This is a genomic window from Niveibacterium sp. 24ML (assembly GCF_026586805.1).
In the GTDB taxonomy this organism is placed as follows: domain Bacteria; phylum Pseudomonadota; class Gammaproteobacteria; order Burkholderiales; family Rhodocyclaceae; genus Niveibacterium.
On the sequence record NZ_JAPFHA010000022.1, the window covers coordinates 1 to 20334 of the forward strand.

Annotated in this window: 17 protein-coding genes and 1 pseudogene; 8 read left to right on the plus strand and 10 right to left on the minus strand. The window is 60.9% G+C overall.

Going from position 1 to position 20334, the window contains the following annotated elements; genetic code table 11:
• Positions 1–584, minus strand: a 584-nt coding sequence (locus tag OPU71_RS16710; protein WP_267729183.1) for an IS110 family transposase, incomplete at its 3' end; no start/stop codon positions are given.
• 928 nt (positions 585–1512) lie between these two features.
• On the opposite strand from OPU71_RS16710, the gene OPU71_RS16715 reads away from it, so the two are divergent.
• From OPU71_RS16715 to OPU71_RS16740, 6 genes are read left to right on the plus strand one after another with little or no spacing between them, the layout of a single operon-like run.
• Positions 1513–3753: an AAA family ATPase gene (locus OPU71_RS16715; protein WP_267729184.1), complete on the plus strand. Its 2241-nt coding sequence runs from the start codon at positions 1513–1515 to the stop codon at positions 3751–3753.
• Complete coding sequence (locus tag OPU71_RS16720; protein WP_267729186.1) at positions 3722–5320, plus strand: DUF2779 domain-containing protein; 1599 nt, start codon at positions 3722–3724, stop codon at positions 5318–5320. The genes OPU71_RS16715 and OPU71_RS16720 overlap by 32 nt, the downstream gene beginning before the upstream one ends.
• Positions 5295–6281: a helix-turn-helix transcriptional regulator gene (locus OPU71_RS16725; protein WP_267729187.1), complete on the plus strand. Its 987-nt coding sequence runs from the start codon at positions 5295–5297 to the stop codon at positions 6279–6281. The genes OPU71_RS16720 and OPU71_RS16725 overlap by 26 nt, the downstream gene beginning before the upstream one ends.
• Positions 6278–7528, plus strand: coding sequence for a hypothetical protein (locus OPU71_RS16730; protein WP_267729188.1), 1251 nt, complete (start codon positions 6278–6280; stop codon positions 7526–7528). The genes OPU71_RS16725 and OPU71_RS16730 overlap by 4 nt, the downstream gene beginning before the upstream one ends.
• On the plus strand, positions 7528–9591 hold the full coding sequence (locus OPU71_RS16735; protein WP_267729190.1) for a hypothetical protein: 2064 nt from the start codon (positions 7528–7530) through the stop codon (positions 9589–9591). The genes OPU71_RS16730 and OPU71_RS16735 overlap by 1 nt, the downstream gene beginning before the upstream one ends.
• The gene (locus OPU71_RS16740) at positions 9588–12971 is read left to right on the plus strand and encodes a DEAD/DEAH box helicase (RefSeq protein WP_267729192.1); all 3384 of its coding nucleotides are present in this window, start codon (positions 9588–9590) and stop codon (positions 12969–12971) included. The genes OPU71_RS16735 and OPU71_RS16740 overlap by 4 nt, the downstream gene beginning before the upstream one ends.
• Before the next feature lie 282 nt (positions 12972–13253).
• Here OPU71_RS16740 and OPU71_RS16745 read toward each other — a convergent pair whose 3' ends face one another.
• Genes OPU71_RS16745 through OPU71_RS16785 form a run of 9 tightly spaced genes read right to left on the minus strand, consistent with a single transcriptional unit; the run spans position 13254 to position 18691 of the window.
• Positions 13254–13748: a hypothetical protein gene (locus tag OPU71_RS16745; protein ID WP_267729193.1), complete on the minus strand. Its 495-nt coding sequence runs from the start codon at positions 13746–13748 to the stop codon at positions 13254–13256.
• A complete protein-coding gene (locus tag OPU71_RS16750) occupies positions 13748–14191 on the minus strand; it encodes an HAD domain-containing protein (RefSeq protein ID WP_267729195.1) in 444 nt (147 codons plus the stop codon). Before OPU71_RS16750 ends, OPU71_RS16745 begins: the two co-directional genes overlap by 1 nt.
• Complete coding sequence (locus tag OPU71_RS16755; RefSeq protein ID WP_267729196.1) at positions 14191–14952, minus strand: metallophosphoesterase; 762 nt, start codon at positions 14950–14952, stop codon at positions 14191–14193. The genes OPU71_RS16750 and OPU71_RS16755 overlap by 1 nt, the downstream gene beginning before the upstream one ends.
• A complete protein-coding gene (locus OPU71_RS16760) occupies positions 14949–15401 on the minus strand; it encodes a hypothetical protein (RefSeq protein ID WP_267729197.1) in 453 nt (150 codons plus the stop codon). The genes OPU71_RS16755 and OPU71_RS16760 overlap by 4 nt, the downstream gene beginning before the upstream one ends.
• A gap of 43 nt (positions 15402–15444) precedes the next feature.
• Positions 15445–15786 (minus strand): hypothetical protein, encoded by a 342-nt coding sequence (locus tag OPU71_RS16765; RefSeq protein WP_267729198.1) that lies wholly within the window; start codon positions 15784–15786, stop codon positions 15445–15447.
• Entirely contained in the window at positions 15783–16472 is a 690-nt protein-coding gene (locus OPU71_RS16770) for a metallophosphoesterase family protein (protein WP_267729199.1), read from the minus strand. Before OPU71_RS16770 ends, OPU71_RS16765 begins: the two co-directional genes overlap by 4 nt.
• A complete protein-coding gene (locus tag OPU71_RS16775; RefSeq protein ID WP_267729201.1) occupies positions 16469–17005 on the minus strand; it encodes a hypothetical protein in 537 nt (178 codons plus the stop codon). The genes OPU71_RS16770 and OPU71_RS16775 overlap by 4 nt, the downstream gene beginning before the upstream one ends.
• On the minus strand, positions 16995–17603 hold the full coding sequence (locus OPU71_RS16780) for a hypothetical protein (RefSeq protein WP_267729202.1): 609 nt from the start codon (positions 17601–17603) through the stop codon (positions 16995–16997). Before OPU71_RS16780 ends, OPU71_RS16775 begins: the two co-directional genes overlap by 11 nt.
• Positions 17600–18691 (minus strand): AAA family ATPase, encoded by a 1092-nt coding sequence (locus OPU71_RS16785; protein WP_267729204.1) that lies wholly within the window; start codon positions 18689–18691, stop codon positions 17600–17602. The genes OPU71_RS16780 and OPU71_RS16785 overlap by 4 nt, the downstream gene beginning before the upstream one ends.
• 263 nt (positions 18692–18954) lie before the next feature.
• Between OPU71_RS16785 and OPU71_RS16790 the strand changes: the two genes are divergently transcribed.
• Both OPU71_RS16790 and OPU71_RS16795 read left to right on the plus strand, forming a co-directional pair.
• Complete coding sequence (locus tag OPU71_RS16790) at positions 18955–19845, plus strand: hypothetical protein (protein ID WP_267729205.1); 891 nt, start codon at positions 18955–18957, stop codon at positions 19843–19845.
• Positions 19846–19921: 76 nt separating this feature from the next.
• Positions 19922–20308, plus strand: a pseudogene (locus OPU71_RS16795) (transposase); the annotation flags it as partial.
• Positions 20309–20334 lie beyond the last annotated feature (26 nt).

Consider the following 20334-nt stretch of genomic DNA (forward strand, 5'->3'; position numbering starts at 1 on the left):
ATGCGCGCATCGAGCGCACGCAGATGATCGAGCACCGATTGCAGTGACGCACGCAGATCCGCTGGATACGCCGGGTCACCCGCCAACTCGGCGAGCTTGCGCCGCGCTTTGCCAGCACCCGGATCGATCAGGATACCCAGTTCGGCGAGCAGACCACGGATGCGGCAGATCAAAGCGGTGCGTTCCTGCTTCCAGCCTTCGCGCAGGCGGTGGTGAAGCAGGCGCTGCTGTTGCGCTTCGGTTTTGACCGTGACAAAGCGCATCCCTGGCGCATGCAGCGCCGTGAGGATCGCTTCGGCATCGCGCGTGTCGTTCTTGATACGCAGGCTCTTGCGGAAGGGTTTGACGAACTCGGCGGCAATCAGGCGCGGCGTGAGCCCCATCGCCTGCATCGTGCGTCCCCAGAAGTGAGCGGTGCCACAGGCTTCCATGGCGATCACGGTGCCGGCGGGCAGGCGCTTGAGCCAGCTGAGCAGCGTGGTGCGTGTGAAGGTCTGGGATTTGCCGAAGTGACCGTGTGCGTCGCCGATACACGCCGAGAACGTGTTCTTTGCGAGGTCGATACCGATCGTCGTAGCATTCATTTGGACTTCCCCTTTCGCGCTTCAGATTGACTGTCAGAAACTCAATCTTGGCACTTCGATGCCGGCGTGGCTTATGCCACCAGCGACTGTGGGAAGTCCCCTTTATAGTCCGTCGAGAGGGACGGCCCAAAGCTGCGCTTTGGGTTCCCTCCGCCTGCGGCTCCGACCGCACCTCACGTCAAACGTTACACGAAGAACACATTGGGGCGCGAAGAGACAAAAGCCGCTTAGATTTTTTGTGTTTGGAGGAGGTTCGTTACCAAACGATAAGCGTAGCAATGATACTAGACCTGCATGTTCATCATGTCCTGTTATCAGATTAATCGGCGTTTTACCCAATTAATTCAGAGTCCTTTCTTTCAACATCTCTGCAAGAACCCCCATTTATACCCCCACTTCATCCCAATCGATGAAAGAAGATGCAATAGCAACAGTCGCCAACTCCTCCACTGAAGGATAGGAACGGCATCGATACTTGCTCGTGACTCGCTATCGCGTTAACTCGACCATGGGATGACATGACTGCCATTCCTTACCCTTGCCTACGCGAACAAAGCCTCTCCCACTGACCTAAGACAGATGACCGGATTCGGCAACACTCTTGAAGCCCGCTTTCGTTCAACTCCACAAAGCCCCCTTCTCCGAGGCCGCATCCTAGCGTTCGGTTCATGCTGAACGACAACCGCCAAACCGGGGGGGCGCGCCCGACGGCGCTCAACCCTGAGCGGAAGTTCAAGCCTGTCACAGCAATCGAGGCTCCGCAGCATCTCCGGGCCATCGATCACCGAAGACGAATTTACGCTGCCGGCCAACTATGGGTCACCGAACCCTTCGTTTCGTGGCCGGGCGAGTGGCTGGTCGGAATGGCATTGCAGTCCAATAACGAACGGACGCAAGAAGCCGCTGCAGGGCTAGCCATGAGGGGCGATTGACCCGCTTCGAGGCCAACGTCGACGAGCATTTCTCCAACGAAGGAATGGCGACCTTGGCGCCATGCATGGCCTGCATGCCGGGACATGATACGACACATCATGTCGTAGCTGCTCGGATAATGGTTCCCATCAAAAGGAGAATCATCATGGCAAGGCGTCGTACTCGTTATCAGGGCAATGCGGTCGATACCGACCCCGTTATCCGTCTCTGGCTGCTGCGCATTCTGATCGCGCTGGGCGTGCATCCCGAGTTTGTGCGCTCCAACGGCTTCAGGAACGACGCGCTAGCCGAGATCCTTGGTTTGGCCCACTGGATCGATCCGTTTCCCAATGACTTTGATCTGAAAGCCGTCCAGGGAGAACTGCGGCAATTGCATCAGAAGGCAGAAAAGCAATGGGCCAAAGCGCCACAGCCCGCCTTCCTGTGCAGCAACGTCCGTCGTCTGTCAGAACTGGTGGGATTGAGCCCTACCGACTGCCGGATTCTGGAGTTCGCCGTGTCGATCCAGAACGAACGCCTTCTGGATGACACCGCCGACTGGCTGGGGCAACTTTCGTCGCTCAAGGTCTTTCACGTTTTGTCGGTCATTCTCGACCTGCCCGAACCGAAGATCCGGGCCTCCTTGAGCGCACAGGGAATCCTCGCGCGCTCAGGCTTGGTTTCGATTGATCGCAGTGGCACCAGCACACTGCGCGGCAAATTGGACCTGCTCTCCGATGGCTTTGCCGATCTGATGGTCACCTCTGAAGCCGACCCGATCAGCCTGCTGCGCGGCACGGTCTCTGCCGCCGGGGCCGGGCAGTTGCGTGTGCAGGATTACGGGCATATCAGCCCTTCGCTTGAAATCCTGCTGCCCTATCTGCGCCATGCCACCACTACCGGCCGACGCGGCGTCAACATCTTCCTGCATGGCGCGCCCGGCACCGGGAAAAGCCAGCTGGCACGCGCGCTGGCCGACGAACTAGGTTGCGAATTGTTTGAAGTCGCCAGCGAAGATGCCGATGGCGACCCGGTCAACGGCGAGTCCCGTCTGCGCGCCTTCCGTGCCGCACAAAGCTTCTTCGCACAACGCCTGGCGCTCATCGCGTTCGATGAAGTCGAGGACGTCTTCAATGATGGTGATAGTTTCTTTGGCCGCAAGAGTACGGCTCAGGTCCGCAAGGCGTGGATCAACCGCATACTCGAAGAAAACGCGGTGCCGACGCTGTGGCTCTCCAATTCAATTCGAGGGCTTGATCCAGCCTTCATCCGCCGCTTCGACATGGTGTTCGAGCTGCCGGTACCGCCGAAGCAGCAGCGTGAGCGCATCCTGCGCGACAACTGCGGCGATCTGCTCGATGCCGGCACCCTCTCGCGGATTGCCGATGCGGAAAACCTGGCCCCGGCGGTCGTGGCCAAGGCGACCTCGGTGGTGCGCTCGATTCGTGACGACCTCCGACAGACAGGGGCAGCGGTTGTTTTTGAGCGCTTGATCTCCAACACCCTAGAGGCGCAGGGGCACCGGCCCCTTGTGCGGCACGATCCCTGTCGGCTGCCTGAGGTTTATGACCCGATCTTCATTCACGCCGATGCCGATTTGAATGGGGTGGCAAATGGTCTTGGCAAGGCGCGCTCCGGCAGGCTCTGTCTGTACGGGCCGCCGGGAACTGGCAAGACGGCTTACGGGCACTGGCTGGCGCAGCAACTGGATGTGCCCCTCCTGGTCAAGCGCGCCTCCGACCTGATGTCGCCCTACGTCGGTGAGAACGAGCAGAACATTGCCCGGGCATTTCGCCAGGCGACACAGGATGGCGCGCTGTTGCTGATCGACGAAGTGGATAGTTTCCTGCAAGATCGCCGGGGGGCACAGCGTGGCTGGGAAGTGAGTCTGGTCAATGAAATGCTGACCCAGATGGAATCATTCTCTGGCGTGTTCATCGCTTCGACCAATTTGATGGACGGGCTGGACCAGGCCGCGCTGCGTCGTTTCGATATGAAGGTGAAATTCGATTTTCTGCGGTCCGAACAGGCGTGGGAACTGCTGCGCCGGCACTGCGTTCAGTTGGGTCTTCCGTCGCCGCAGCCAGACCTACTGTCCCGACTGATGCGTCTTGGGCGGCTTACGCCGGGCGACTTTGCGGCCGCGCTCCGTCAGCATCGTTTTCGCCCCCTCGAATCCGCGTATGCGCTGGTATCGGCCCTCGAAGCGGAATGCGTGGTGAAGGATGGAGCCAAGCGTTCCATCGGTTTTCTGTAATGGCCACCCCGTGAGAAAATTGCCCGCAAATAAAAGGGAGGCCGCCGTGCGGGCGCTTTCAAAATCAAAACTCATGGCATTCCGCCAATGCCCAAAGCGCCTATGGCTGGAAATCCATCGCCCAGAATTGCGCGAAGACTCTTTCGCCACGCAGGCAATCTTTGCGGTTGGACACCAGGTCGGCGATATCGCCCAACGGCTCTATGACCCGAAAGGCAAAGGTGTAGTGATCGATCCGCAAGCTGAGGGGTTTGAGGCCGCTTTTGCCCGAACGCAAGACTTGCTGAAATCGAACCAGGCTGTTTTTGAGGCCGGTTTCCGTGCCCATGGCGCGCTGGCTTTTGCAGACGTGATGCTGCCAGTTAAGCAAGGTGGCAAGCGCACTTGGCGGATGGTCGAAGTGAAGTCCTCCACCTCGGTCAAGGATTACCACCGGGATGATGCCGCCGTGCAGGCCTATCTTGCTCGCTCCTGCGGTGTAGCTCTGAGCGCCATTGCGTTGGCGCATATCGACAGTGCTTGGGTGTACCCCGGTGCTGACGATTACGACGGACTCTTGCTGGAAAACGATCTGACCGACGAAGCCTTTGGCCGCAGTGACGAAGTGCGTGGCTGGATTGCTGAAGCGCATCAAATCATGGCGAAGAAGAAAGCGCCGGCGATCAACACGGGCAGTCAGTGTACAGATCCTTACGAATGTGGCTTTCTGGCGTATTGCCGGGGCCTGGAACCACAGGCCGAGCAGCCGGTCAGCTGGCTGCCGCGGATTGGCAAAAAGCTGGCGGCGCACATCAAGAGCAACGGGGTCATCGAACTCCGCGATATCCCAGACGCACTGCTCAACGAGCAGCAGCGCCGCGTCAAGGAAGTCACGCTTTCCGGGCGAACCTATTTCGATCAGCAGGCGGCGGAAAAGGTGCTGGCCAGCCACAAGTTGCCGGCCTACTTTATGGATTTCGAGACCATCCAGTTCGCTGTGCCGATCTGGAAAGGCACGCGCCCCTACCAGCAGATTCCCTTCCAGTTCAGCGTGCATCGCCTGTCGCGTACCGGCAAGCTCGAACAACAGGCCTTTCTCGACCTTTCCGGGAAAGACCCGTCCAAGGCTTTTGCCGAAGCACTTCTTGCCGCCTGTGGCGAGCGCGGCCCCATCTTCGTCTACAACGCCGGCTTCGAAACCGCCCGTGTCCGCGAACTCACCGAACGCTTTCCGCGCCTCGCCAAAGCGCTGCTCGCCTTGAACGAGCGCGTCGTCGACCTCTTGCCCGTCGCCCGTGAGCATTACTATCACCCCAGCCAGCAGGGCAGTTGGAGCATCAAGGCCGTGCTGCCCGCGCTCTGCCCGGATCTGAACTATGGCGACCTCGATGGTGTGCGGGATGGCGGCATGGCGATGGCGTCCTTTCTCGAAGCCTTGTCCCCCCAGGCCAGCGCCACCCGCAAGGCCGAAATCGAACGCCAGTTGCTGAACTACTGCGCCCTCGATACCTACGCCATGGTGCGGCTGTGGTCGGCCTTTACTGGCAAAGCGGTGAACTCTCATGGCCAAACGCTCCGACACACTTGAAACCGTCTTGCTGGCGGTCGAACTGTTGCGTCGCATTCCGCGTGGCCGCAAGGTCACTGCCGGAGAGTTGCATAGCCAGTTGAAGGATGCCGGCATCGACCGCGATCTGCGCACCATCCAGCGACAACTGGAAATGCTCAGCGAGCATTTCGAGATCGAGCGCGACGAACGCAGCAAGCCCTATGGCTACCGCTGGCTAGAACAGGCAAAGGCGCTGGCTGTGCCCAACCTCACGCCGCAGGAGTCACTGCTGCTGCAACTGGCTGAGGAACACCTGAAGAACCTGCTGCCGCCTCACCTGATGAAATCCATGGCAGGTTTCTTCACGCAGGCACGGCGAAATCTCGGCCCGGAGAGCACGGCCCGCCTCGAGAAGCAGTGGCCCGGCAAGATACGCGTCGTCGCCACCAGCCAGCCGTTGCTGCCGCCCAAGATCGTTTCCGGTGTCTTCGACGTTGTCAGTGAAGCGCTGTACAGCAACCGCTGGCTCCATCTCGATTACCGGAATTCAGGAGGAAAGCGGAACAGGGTGGAAGTCATGCCACTGGGTCTCGTTCAGCAAGGGCCCCGTCTCTATCTTGTTTGCCGCTACCGTGGCTACGACAACGAGAGAAACCTGGCGCTGCACCGCATATTGTCGGCCGAGATGTCGACGCTGATCTTCGATAGACCCAAGGAGTTTGACCTCAAAAAGTACGACGACGACGGGCGGTTTGGCTTCGGTGAAGGTGAGAAAGTTCGGCTGACCTTCCGCATTGAACGCAATGCCGGCTTGCATCTGCTGGAATCGCCGTTAAGCAGCGACCAGCAAGTTGTTGAACTTGAGGGCGAGAAATTGGAAATCACGGCCATGGTGGTCGACAGCGCGATGCTGGAGTGGTGGTTGCGTGGATTTGGGGATGCCGTATCCCATGTGCGCAGAGGGAGACAAAGCTTGGCAAAGTCCACACTGACGCCATGAAATTCACCGATTTCGTCATTACCGAGACCGCTGGCAACTCCGTTGACCCGCTGGGTTACCTAAAACCCAGTGGTGAAGTCTCTTCCGGACTCTTTCGCCCTTTCACCGTCCTGTCGAACCATCCCGCCTACCAAGGCTTTTTGGCGTTTGCGGTCAGCTTCCTGGAGAATTCGCTGAAGCTTGGCCAAAAGAATTTCCCGCGTCGGGTGCGCGACCTTGAGATTCTCTGGGGGGTCCTAAGCGTTCATGGTGGCGACCCGGTCATCAATGTGACTAAGTACGAGCCCCTCACCGGCCAGGAATCCTTATGCCTCGACGACGCGAAGAAGCGTCCGGCTTTGTATGCCCGCCTCAACTACGGTGCACTGGGCCATTACGGCAGCCCGAGCACGACGTGGCGAATTCTTCAGCCGAACGGTGCCGGGCTGTCCGCCAACGGCTCAGCGCTCGCCGAAGCCTGGCAGCACCGGAATGGATTTGATTTCGCTGACCTAGCGAACCGATGGATGGCGGGCGCCGACTTGTTTGCCGAGAAAAAACTCGACGATTGGGCGCGGGGTTTTCGCCTGGCGGCGGAACCCGAGCCCGCGGAACGGAAGGCCTGGCAAACCCTGATCCGCGATCTTTGTCGCCGCGAACCCGTGATTGCGCCGCTGTGGGAGAACGCGGTTCACGAGGACATCCTTGCCCTTGGCCGCGATGGCGACACTTACCCCGGCTTCTTCCCGGGCCTGCTCGGGCATTACAAGGCCCACCCGGAGCTCTGTCGGCGGATCGAGCTTTGCGACCGCTTCGAACGGCTATCAGGTCTCGTCCAGTTTGTTTTCGAATGTGAGTACGTCAGACGCCTGGACTACATCAAAAAGATCGGCCTGTCCGCCAACAGCCTGCCATCGCAGGTCACAAAAGATGTCCGTGAGGCAGCGCGCGCATTCCGCCGCGTGCAGGGACCGCGCGAGTTTTGGGCACTGCCAGGCACGCTAGAGAACGCCACGGACTATCCGACGATGGTGGCGACGGTCCTTGCCCACCACTCGGCGCACCAGCGAGGCAAGGGAACCTCCCCCTTCATTACGGGGGATGCGATCGCCGTCCAGGATCGCGTCGATGGCCAGAAATTCATGCAGTTCTTCAAATCGGTCGCCGATGCGCCCGAAACGCTGGTGTCAGCCACGCAATGGCGCTACCACCGCAACTGGCATTTTGAACGCGCCCACCTGTGGCAGCAGTACGCGGGAATCCACTGATGGCGAATCCGCGTCCGATGCCCTCCGGCGAATTCCTGAACTTCTCCGACATCTTCTCGGCAGCCGTTGCGCTCGCGGAAGACGATCCGATTGAGCACATCATCGTCCTCACCTTTGAATTCGATGAGCAACAACTCCTGAACCTTGTGCAACACCGCGCTCTGGAAGAGCAAAAGGACCTGGCCCGTTCCGGGCTGAAGCTGCTCTCGACGATCAGGCCCGTGGTCTTCTACGACGCACGCAAGACCAAACCATTCAGTCGCCTGCCGCAATTCCTGGAACTACATCCCTGCAAGACGGCAGGGTTTTCCTGCCACCACAGCAAGGCTTACTGCATCGTCACCCGTGGGGCGATCCGACTGGTCGTCGGCAGTTTCAACCTGACCTTCACTGGAATCTTCCGGAATCGCGAAGTCCTGCAGGAATGGACCTGGCAGTCCGCCGAGTCGGCGGACACGCACATCCTGGTCGAGTGGATCGATTTCCTTCGACAGCACTACCTGACCGAGGCGCAAGCGTCATCGCAATCGGCGCTGGCCGCTGCGCTGGCAACCTTGGATGCGAGAACTGCCGTCTGGGGGATTCCGCCGCTCCGTCCCAACGTACCCAGCCATTTGCTCGCTTCTGGCTACGGCGAACGTTCCGGCCTCGACTTGCTGGCTGTCCGGTGGAATGCCTGGTTCCCGGACCAAGCACCGACGAGCCTCTTTGCCGTCTCCCCCTTTTTCGATGAAAACCCCGCCCCTCATTGCCTCGCCGAGCAGATCAGCAGCCGCTTCCCGACGCTCTCCCGCCTGGAAATCGTCACCGACGCGGCCAATCAGGCGAATCTCTCCCGGGCCCACTTCGGCAAGCATTTCGCACCGGACCAATCGGCCCTTCGCCTGATTCCGGAATCGATTTCCGCTGATGAACGCGCACGGATCGAACGGCAGGGCGGCAACTCTATCAAGGACTTGGTGCTCGATCGCTCGCTGCACGCCAAGGTCTTGCTCCTAGCGACGGCGGATGGCGCCGGCATTGCCTACATCGGCAGCGCGAATTTCTCGCGCAAGGCCTGGCTCGGTGACAACCGCGAACTGGGCTTCATCGAGCGGATCGACAATGCTCCCACTTTGCGCGAGGTCGTCTTGCGCGCCTTGTCGGTCACGCCGGGCAATCACTTCGACGAGCTTCCTGATCTACCGCCCGAGGCCCCTCCCAAGCCGAATCCTGAGGAGATCGTCGAGGACTCGCTGTTCCCGGGATTCATCGATTACGTGGTGCTCGCTCCGTCCTCGAGCTCCGACTGCTTCCGGTTCATAGTGCACGGCACGCAGCTGGAGCGGATCGTGGAATACGACATCCACTGGGCGGACTTGCATCTCACATTTGCTGATGGCGTGTCCCAGGACATTCCCATCGGCCAGTTCCGCAACACGCTGCTCGGCGGCCGCACGCTCGAATTCCGGAATCGGCAAATGGCCGATCGAAGCTTCTGGTTCCCGTTCCAGTACGCCGGTGAAATCATCGCCGACCGACAAGCCTTGATGCACTCGTCCAGTTGGGACTGGCTGGCCTTCTACCTGAATCCCGACGGTGCCGACGAAGGAGAGGACCCGGAATCCACGCAGTGGCTGGACGGCCGAAACGGTGCTGCCCCACCGGCCGCGATGCTCGACGTCGATCGCGAGGCGAATTGTGTGATCGCCATGCAGCGCTACCTCTCCTTGTTCTCCAGTATCGAGGGAAGCTTCGAACGACGCCTGGCCGAATCCACCAAGGTCGATGACCCATCAGCCCGCCAGCGTGCCATTCGTAGCCAGGTCATCGACCCCCTGTCGGGCCTGGCGACCTTGTTGCAGCGCGAACCCGTCCAGCAGCTGGCGGATCGCCTTTTCAAACTGGGTGAACTGGGCCTCTTCGTTAAATCCTTGGCAATACAGACCCCGGTATCCGAACGCACTGAATTCACCGAACTCGTAGCAGGGATCAGATCAGCACTCGACGCGGCCAAGGGATCCGAAACCCTTGCCGCCGATTACCACGCGTTCGTCGTGGGTCAATTGCGGTCCGCACCATGAAACAACTTCTCAACGAACAGGCACCCGACCCGCGCGTCCAGGAAGACTGGAATCGGCAACGTTACACCGCCACGGTCATCCGCGAGCGCCATAAGAGAGGAATCGCTTGCGTGCTGCTGGCCGATGAGGTCGGCATGGGTAAGACCTATACCGCGCTGGCTGCAATCGCCACCCACTTGTTCGAAACGAGTCGCAACAACCGCAAGGCGCTGTTGGTCGTTCCCAACGATCTGCTGAGTGCGAAGTGGGAACAGGAAATCCGCACTTTCAATCGCGACTATCTGCAGCACAAGGGGTGCAAACGGTTGCGCCCACTTGTAGTAGGTGGCTACTGGGACCTGGTGCAGAACCTGCACGACTACGAGAACGTGGACGTCCCCCGAATATCCGAAACGATGCTGAAGAGTTTCGCGTACCTCGTGCTGAAGTGGTTTGACGCGCGCCGCAAGCGCGGCAAACATCGCCAAAGATGGGCCATCTGCGATGGGCTCGACGACCTCCATCCGGACGTGCTGGCGCTCAGTTCGCACCTGTCGCAGCTGGCGCTGAACAACTATCTGGACGAGCAGAAGTCGCTGGAACCAGAACGCTTCGACCAGATGGCCGGGGATCTTGTCACGGACCAGTCGTATGACCTCCTGAAGCAACTGTTTCGCGGCTTCGGCGCGCAGCAGGATGCCATGGAGCCCAACGTCTACGTGGTCGCCATGTCGAAGTTGCGCCGGGCCAAGTCGAATAACCCGCAATCAAAACTATTCGCTTCATACATCGTGTCGCGCGCGCTCAAGCGCCGACGCGAGCAGACGCGACAGGACGTAATTCGAGCGGTCAACAAATCCAACCTCGTCTGTCAATTGCCGGACGCGCCAGCGAGCAAAAAGAAACAATTGGAGGGCCTTGGGGACTGGCTCGGCAAGCTCTCCTCCACCAACCTTTGGGGGTTCGAGGCAGTGGCCGACGCAACCATTGCCGATGTCGGGGCCGAGCAAGTCATCGCGGAACTGATGGGCGAGCATCCCGGGCGATGCATCAAGGAGCTCTCTGATCGCATCGTCAAAACCAAGCTTCGGGATGCGAATTTCGTCCTGAGCGTCATCGATGAAGTCCATAACTGGAAGAACGGCGGCAACTGTGCGCATGACTTCGCGCAGGTGTTCCGCGAGGCAATCCCCAACAAGCTGATGATGTCGGCAACGCCGTTTCAGCTACACCAGGATGAGTTGGGACGGATCTTCGAATTCGTCGCCGCAGAGCATGACCAGTCGCTCGAGGCCGTTCGCCAACTAATTGCGCCGGACGGACCCGCATCACGCTGCCTCGCCGCCAGCGCCCGCTTCCAGGGCGCCTGGGGCCGGCTCGACCATGCGGACGTCGGCATGCTCCAGTCCTTCGTCAACGCCCACCCGAACCACGATGGCGCGAGCCGCGTCGCCGCCCTGTCTGCCTTCGCTGCGGACAATTCCTGCTCCGAGGAGTTTGCTGCCTTTGTTTCTGCATTGGTCGGCTACCACCACTCGATTCGGTATCTGCGGGAAGACCTGTCCAAAGTCGTCATCCGGCACACGAAGTCGCGCGACAAGCGCCATGTCCATGCCGGGAGCGACTACGTGCGAAGCGGTTCCCCAAACTACGCGCAACCGCGCAGCGCCCTCTACACGACAGCCGGCCTAGGGGATACGTCGGCCGCCCTGCTGAGCTACTTGGGCATGCGGGTCGAACAGCGTGTCCGACAGGATTCGCTGCAAAGTGGTAAAGAGGCAAAAGCGCACCTCTTGAGCGGGTTTGCATCGAGCTTTAGCGCGTTTCGGAAGAGCAATGAAGTCTTAGCTTCGGGTGCCGACGTTTCCGTTGCGACCAAACGCTACCTCAAGTTCTTTGAGTCAGCGTTGCGCCGGACGACACACCCCAAGGTCTCGGCAACGGTCGATCGGGCGCTGGCCAATTACCGGGCTGGCAGTAAAACGCTCATCTTCTGCGAACGCTTGGCGACGCAAGACGAAATCGTCCAAACCTTGCGCAACCGAATTGCCGCGGAAGACTTCCAGTCGATCGGCATCGATGGCACCAAACGCATGCGCCGCGACATCCTCAGGGACCACCTCGCAGTGGAGCTCTACTGGAGCCGCTCGTGGCAAGCCGCCCATAGAAGATCCGAGAAACTCATTGCGAATCAGGAAGAGATTTCAGCAGCCTTAGAGCGCCTTGAGGAGAGACTTGGTCGCCTGAACAGTCGGCAGCGCGACAAGATCCTCGACTTGTTGTTGCTCGCTGCTAACTCGCCGCAAAGCCTGTGCACGGACATGTTCCGAGGCATCCTAGAATCCGAAACGGCCCTCCGAGTCTATCTGCGGCTGGAGTCCAATCCGGAACTGAAGTCCTTCGATGACGACCCGGACGACGGCCCCGATGCCGATCCCATGGCGGACGCACTGGGAGAAATCACCAACGGCGCGACAATCTGGCACTCGGTCGACGACTCGGTGGCGATGCATGCCCGCTTATGGAAACTGCTTGAGGATGAGTGCGCGCAGTTTCAGAGCAACGCGGGATCGGCCGATCTGTCTGCGTTCGCGCACCTCTTGCTGGATGTCGGTCAGGGATTACGCAAGGTCCTCCTCCGGCTCGACACACTGGCCAGCATCGGTAGCGCAAGAGCAGAGCGACTTGGGGTGGCAGCCGTCGAGGTCATTGCTCATTCGACCGAATATCCCTTGCGCTCACCCTGGCATCGGCTTCAGGGCTTCCTAGACGTGCTTTGCGACGCCCAGGGCAGCATTCGCCGGCCGCAACAACACAGTTCGCGTCGCCAGAGCTTGTGGAAGGGCGTCTACCTGCGGGATGAGGAAATCGTGACAGAACTCCACGGCAACGTTAAACCGGAGACCCGGATCAGCCGATGCGCGGCATTCAATTCGCCCCTGTTACCCGACATTCTGGTTTGCACTGCGATTGGTTCGGAAGGTATCGACCTCCACCTGAACTGCGACGAGATCATCCATCACGACCTCCCATGGAACCCAGCGCGCTTTGAGCAGCGAATCGGCCGCATCGATCGCGTCGGTTCTCTGGGTGAACGCATGTATCGGGTTGACCCGCAACAGCATCGTCTGGACATCGGCGTGCCATTTCTAGCGTTCGACTACGACGAGTTTCGCTTCAAGACTCTCCATTCACGTGCACAGAAGTTCGAGGTCCTTTTGGGACAACCCGAATTTTCGACCGACGTTGATGAGCGCCTTGACGATCCGGACAATACAGACCCAACTCGAGCTGACGAAGACGAAGCAACGAACATCTCAGCCGCGCCAGCAGTTTCCCTCCCCACTGAAGTGCTTGAGCTAATCCGCATCGATCTTTCCGCTGAATCGAATACGCCATAGCAGACGTTCCATAACAGGCTGGCTGTGTAAAGCGACAACTTAGTGGTCATCAGCGTCCTTTCGATTGGTAAGTTCGGCAGACAGCTCTGCCGCTGCACTTCAGACCTCCGCCGCCCATCCGACGCATTCCCACCCTGTTAACGCAGCTCATTGAGGGTTTCGCGCAAGACGCTCTGGCACTGCCTGACGCGGTTTTCGTCCCACTTGGCAACACTATCGCTGAAGCCATGCAGATGGTTCAAATGGCTAGAGAACCAGTTGCGCAACGAATACGGGGTGATCCTAGGTCAGGCCCCGGATGCTTGTCTTCTTGCTGCGGCGCGACAGGGGCTTTCCACAGGTCTTCGCACGTTCTTCCTTCCACAAGCTTCCCGACTTCTCCTTGTAACGCTCCCGCGCGAAATCCGGGTCGAGCCTTTGCAGGACCTCAACCGCCTCTATAACTTCACGTGCAGCAATTTCGATGTCCTCCGGCGACACGCCGCGAAGCTTCTGCTCCAATATCGCGAGTGCCGTCGCGATCGGTTCGACATGGTGAAACAGCAAAGCCGCACGAAGCTGGTAGTAATAGCCGCGCGAACGCCCACCGCTCAACACAGCGTCAATCCCGCCACGTTTGCAGATCAGGTCCCACAAAGCGCGGTATCGAGCCTCGGTCTTCTTGCTGAGGGGATTGCGCCCCTTGAATATGTCATTGGCCATTTCACGCGCGCGGTCCGCCTCGCGCAGGAAAGGTGGGTCATTTTCGTCAGCCAACACGTTCTCCTGAAAAATCATCAATGGTCTCGGCGACGCAACGCCAGGACCAGACCGTCGATCTGCCCCGCCGTCAGCCCAACCGTCGGATCGCACCACACCACCGGCGCCATTTCGCTGAAGGCACTCCGTTCGTCATCAAGGGCGACCCATGGCGCGCCGGCACTTCGGTGCTCGGCAAGCCAGCTCCGGCACTCGTACTCACACAACGGCCCCATGCGGTCGTGGATATCGCGCAACGCGGCGCGCGGGAATACGGGAGTTGTCCCAACGACCCGTGCGGCCACGCCCGGTGTGAGCGTTTCAAGCAGCAAGTCGAACGGAAAGACCTCGCGCCAGTTCGTTGAGAGCACGACCTCTGTGTCGGGAAAGGCTTCCAACACCGGGTCGAGCAGATGGGTCCGAGAGCACTTTTCCAGTGTGTTCACCGGATGCAAGACGCCATCGGAATCGAGAACAGCCATCACGCGACCTCCACGACCAGCGCAGGGTTGAAGGCCGGGTTTTCACGCCCCCCGTTGGTCAAGGGGTAGCCCGCCGGATTGGCGATCACGCGCGTTTCGCCGACGCGGTAGTCGGAGCTGGCGTGCGTGTGTCCATGCACCCAGAGCGCCGCGCGGCCGTCGAGCATCGCGTCGAGTCGGCTGGCGAAGAATGCGCTCACCGGGTCGTCGAGGTACTGGGGCGCAATCGATTGCAGCGACGGTGCATGGTGGGTAACCACCACCGTCGGGCCCTCGTACGGCATGTCCAGGTTGCGATCAAGCCAATCGCGTGAGCGTGCGTGCCAGCGCATGGTGTCCCACGGCGAGAGCAGGACGCCGTCTTCACCGCGGATGGCGCGGTAGTCGTTCATGTACCCGCCACAAGCCAGTGCGCCCTCGGGATCGCCATGTAACGCGCCGTCGGTCCACAACGTCGCCCCCAGGAATCGCACGCCTTCAATCACGGCCGAGCTGTTTTCCAGAAAATGCAGCCCGGTCAGGCGCAGGGCGCGCAGTCGCCGCATCACCTGCGCCCACTCGCCGCGGTAAAACTCGTGGTTGCCGGCGACATACACGATCTGGCGCGGCAAGCGATTGCGGTGAAGGGTGATCCAGTCGGCCGCCTGGGTGCCAACGTGGATGTCGCCGGCAAGGACCAGTACGTCGGCGTCCGCCTGCGGCGGTGTCCATGGCGCGAACTCGAGGTGCAGGTCAGAGAGAATCTGGATCCGCATTGTCATGGGGTGTCACCCGATGCGTGAATTTGCGCCGCCATGCGGCGCAAGAATTCGCTGCGTGCCACACTGTCCGGCTCAACATGCGCTGCGCAGCGCGTACTCACATAGCCGGTCTCGCTTGCGAAAACACCACCGGGCCTGCCACACACCTCGCAGAGGCGCGCGGACATGGCTTCTGCCATGCGGATCATGCCGCGCTGCTGGTCGTTCGCGCCGCGCACATAGAAGCGCAGGGTGCCGAACTTTTCCTTCACCTGCGCTGCAAGCACCTGAGGGGCCTGGTTGTGATCGGATTCGTACTGCAGCGCACCGCACAGCACATCGATCAGGTTGAACCAGCCGTCGTCGCAATCCATGCCCCGGCCCATGCAGGATTCCTGCACCGAGCGATGCCGGTCGGCGAAGATCTTGGGGTAGCGGGCGCAAAGCCGCGCGTCGAGTTCGGGACTCATGGGGTCTCCTGAAACATGGTGAGCAGATACACAGCCAATCGATTCATGCCGGCCTGCGCGGGGGGCGCAGCACCAGCGTGTAGCTTGGGGGCGCGGTTGGACTGATCTGGAACAGCTTCACAACGTCGAGCCGATAGCGCACGCCTGCGAGCTCACACACGACGTCCCAGGTCGCCGGCAATGGGTGCCAGCCCGAATTGTCGTCGCGCCAGACCTCAATGCCGTCGCGTGGCAAGAGCACGGTAACCAAGCGTTCCACCAGGGCGGAATCGAAGTGCGCCATCGTCAGGGTCACGCACTTGCCGGGAAAGTCGATGCCCACGCTCACTTCCAGATCGCTTGCGCACGACATCATGTGTTTGATGTACCAGCCGCGTTGGGTCATGAACGGTTCCTTGCCGTGCATTCGCCGGCGCGAAGTCGCTCGCCCTTGTCGGTCACGATGCCGCGCAAGCCCACGCCGACCACTTCGATGTCGCCGATCCGCGCGCGGTAGTCCGCATGATGGTGACCGTGGAACACATGGCGAACGCCAAGGCGAATCGCGAGCGCATCCAACGCTGCAAAACCATGCGGGTGGGTGCTGGGCGCTTCGTGCGTCACCAGCAGATCCGCACGCGCTTTGCCCAGGGCCTGCACGTCGGACGGGAAGATCGTCGAGCGATGCGTGCGCGGCAGCCCGCCGCGCCAGCGATTACCCGCCCCGCAGCGGCGCAGGTAGTCCTCGGGTGAGGCGTGTTCGGGGGCGCCCGGCGCGCCCCAGATGCGGCCCCGGAACACACCACCCAGCCCCGCCACGCGATGCCCTGCGACGTCCACAGCACGCCCGTGCAGATTGCGCTCGGCGAGCGCACTGCCCCACAAGTGGTCGTGGGAGGCGTCCGAATCCGTATCGTGGTTACCCGGAATCCACCACACCGCCGTCTCTTGCAGAATCGGCGCCAGGCAACGTTCGAGCGGCTGCGGTGCCTCAATATCGCCAAGCAGGATCACCGCCACCGGTCGATGCTGACCGATCGCCTGCACGATGTGGTCGAAGCGTCCATGCGGATCGCCACAAAGCAGGATCATGGCGCCCCCTGCCCCAAGGCTTGGCCCAGCGCCTTCCAGGCCTCGGCCAAGGCCAGCGCGTCGATCAGCGCGTGGTGCCGCATCTGAGCGCGACTGCGCCAGATCCGCTCTTGCGCCTCGGCAAAAGCCGGGTGCGACGTGAGTGGGCCGATGTCGATCGTGGCTTCAATCGAAGGATGTCGTCCACCCAACAAGCCATCCAGCAATTCCAGATCGCCGGTGTAGTCGAACACCAGCGTCAGCGCCCCCTGCGCATCGAGCCAATCGCGCACCGCTGAGGCCACCAACGGTGCCGGGCCTTCGGCCGTGGTCGGGAGCAGGCGCAAGAGCGGCAAGACCACCTCGCGCACAAAGTCACTGCAACTGCTCGGCTTGAAGTCGGTCAGCTCCACATAGCAGCGAGGGCCGGCCTCCGACACCAGGGCCAGGCTGATCAACTGACGCTGCTCGAAACGGGTGAACTCGCAGTCGAGAAACACCCGCGTGGACGCAGGCGCCTGGACACCGCCGGAACGCGTAGCACTAGAAGTCAAGATCACGGTCCTTCGTGTCCGGGTTCTCGCAGATCGTGCGCAGCTGCTGACGCAGCGCCAACACATCCAGCACCTCAACCGCCTCACCCGCTTCTTCGAGCGCCGTCAGGACTTCGGGTGAAAACAGGTCGTCCAGATGCAGGTCGGCGATGGATGCATGGATAGCTGCCAGACGCTCAGCTGCCGCCGGCGGGGCTGCACTCACCTGCTCGGCCAGCCGGGTCGCGACCTTCGCGCCGACCCGATACAGGCACTCATTCCAATGACGCACCGTCACGCGCCAGAACCCCGGGCGTTTGCGCAAGAAGGTTTCCAGCTCGCCCTCGTCCGGCTCGTCCAGCACCCGTTTGGCAACAAGCTCAGCCAGCTCCTCAAGGTAGTGCTCGCGCACATCCGCCTGCAACTTCTCCAGTGCGCGCAGCAAGAGCTTCAGTTCGGTTGTGAATTGCGCACGCAAAAGGCGGAATGGCGGCATGAGGGCTTTGTGCAAACTTCCCAGCGCACCGCACACGTCGTAATCGTTCGGCAGGACAAATCCAAGGACGTGGTTGTACTGGTCATCGCCATTCAATAGTCTTGCTGAGACGCCGCTGTTCATAAGAATCCCATCCTCTGCGGTTTGGCGGACGCACTTGCGCCCAGTTCAAGGGTGATGACCCGCTCCTTCCGGTGCAGCGCCCAGCCGATTGCGCGGCGCATTGCGATGCGCGCCTCGCGCGCCGAGGCAGCGCCGAGCTGCGTCAGGTGCGCCAGCGCCAGCTCAGGCGCCAGCACATCCTCGGCATGGCAGTCGGCCAGTTCCATGCGATAGAGGCGCTGAAGCAGCGCATGCTGCTCCGCCTCGCTCGGCGGGGTGATCTGAAAGACGCGAAAACGGCTACGTAGTGCACCTTCGATACGCGACAAGTCGTTCGAGGTCGCAATCCAGAGCACATGCCGCGCATCGACCGGCAGCCAGGGCACCGAGAGGTCGCGAAAGCAGCAAGCGGTGCGTCGCTCCAACAGTTGATAGAGCGCCCCCACCGGATCGCCGCCGCTGTTTGAACCGTGAACCTTGTCCAGTTCGTCGAGGACGAAGATCGGGTTGGCCCAGCGACCTTCGGTGATCGCCTCAAACACACCGCCCGGCTTGGTGTTCGCCCAGTACTCGTCGCTTCCCACAATCTGCGCACCGGCTTGCGCGGCCGACATGCTCAAGACCCGCATCGGCACACCGAGCGCATCCGCCAGAGTCAGACAGAAATCCGTCTTGCCGACGCCAGGCGGACCATCGAGCAGGATCGGCAAGCCGCTGAGCGCCCCAAGCCCACGGCGCGCAAGGCCGACCTCGACGATGAGGTCGTCGATCACGGCCACGAAGCACGGGTGCGTGGTCTTGACGTGTTCGAGCCGCTGCACCAGCGCGTCGTCCGCAACAGCGCCCAACAGCCGTTGCGCGCCGCGTGCCTTGAGCTGCGCAGCGATTTGCTTGCGGCGATTGGCGTTCTTGTCGTCGTAACTCGCAGTCTTTGGCGTCGCCAGCGCCAGGTCGGCCGGGTCGAAGACCGGCACCGAGGGGCCTTCGAGGGCGGACAGCAATGCGTCGCTAGCGCCCTCGCCGTTCGGTGCTTGTGCCGCAGGCAAGAACGGATACCGAAGCCGCAACTCCTCAATGTCGCGCTGAAGTAACCCGAGTGTCGTTTCCATCCATCACCTCCGTTTTGCGCCATCGCAGCGCCTTGACATGCATTCCACGTCAGCGCGCCAGGAATCCAAACGTCCGCTAATTCGACGCCCGGATAGCAGCGACAGGGAATTCACAAACCCACTCTGAAAAAGGACCGGCCGGAGTCGCATCGAATCGGGATGAGCCGCCAGATTCGGATAGAGCCGCCCAGAGCCGTAAAGAGTCGCTATGAGCCGCATAGTAGTGAAGTACAATCGACCCGTCAACACGTCCGCTAAACGTCATGCATACCTCCCCTGACCCGCTCGACCTTCGCGCCCTTGCTCAAGACCTTGTTTCGCTGACAGGCCTCCAGCGGGCGGAAGCGGCACGGCGTGCTGGAATCCATCGCCCAAACCTAGTGCGCTGGTTTGGCAATACCGGTTACGTGCTCGCCCTGTCGAAACAACTTGCGCTGTGCGACGCGCTTGGCTGGCGCTACGGCGCCCTCGCTCGCGAGGTCATGCATCAATGGTGGGTGCTGGACGATCTGGCGCCGCTTACGCGCGTTCTCGGTCTGGAGGCAACGAGGGAAGAAGGCCATATTGCCTGGCTGCAGGTGGATGGCCCGGAGCGTGCGGGCGAGGTATTCGCCCTGCTCCACAATCGCTTTCAGGTAACGGGAGTGGTGCGTGTGTGCCGACCGCGCTCCACCTCACTGCCCCCCACGATCAACGCCGCGTCGACGGGTCTGGGGCGTGATCTCACTGAACGACTCACGCTCTCTGCCGAGCAGGCCGCAAAGCTCACAAGCGATGCTGTAGTACCGCGGCACGAAGCGCTCGCACTGATCCCTGAGAGCGTTCTCGCCGAACTGCTTGAAATCCCGGAAGCACCCGAATCGCCGCCCGTAATCGAGGACTACGTCGACGACAGCGAGTGGATTGAAGAATTCGATGAAGGCAACGGACCTCCGCCCGATTTCGCCGAAAGCATCAGCGTCGCGGGCGTCCGTGACTTCGATGCAGCCACCCTCGACGCACTATTCGATGCGGTATCCCACTGGCGCCCCGCACACCGCAATCAATGGATCGCGCTGATCCGGGAGCTTGCACTGCGTGGCTTCCACCCGGCACACGCCGCCCGGATGCTGGGAATTAGGGTGCGCGGTGAATCTTCTGAAACAGCCCCCTGAATCACCGGACACAGTCACGCACTCATCGATCGGGTAGGCATATGACCGTGTTTTGACTGAGCCCAAGCGGGATGTGATGGAAGTGTTGAGCGGGCCGGAGCGCCCGCGGAGATGGTCAGTGGAAGATAAACTGGCCATGGTGCGAGAGAGTTTCGAGGCGGGTAAGACGGTCTCGATGGTGGCATCGCCAGCACGGCGCCAATCCGAACCAGCTGTTCCATTGGCGAAAGCTGCACCAGAGCGGCAGCCTCTCGGCGGACAGCTCCGGAGAAGAAATCGTTCCAGCCTCGGAGCTTGGCGACGTGCTCAAGCAAATACGGGAACTACAGCGGCTGCTAGGCAAGAAAACGATGGAGAACGAAATTGTCCGTTAAGCCATGGAGGTCGTGAAGTCGCGAGAATGGATTGCGCGCGCGCCCTCGTTGCGGGGGGACGAGCAGTGAAACGGGTCTGCGAAGTTCTTAGAAGGCGGTCGTTACAGCGGTTGTC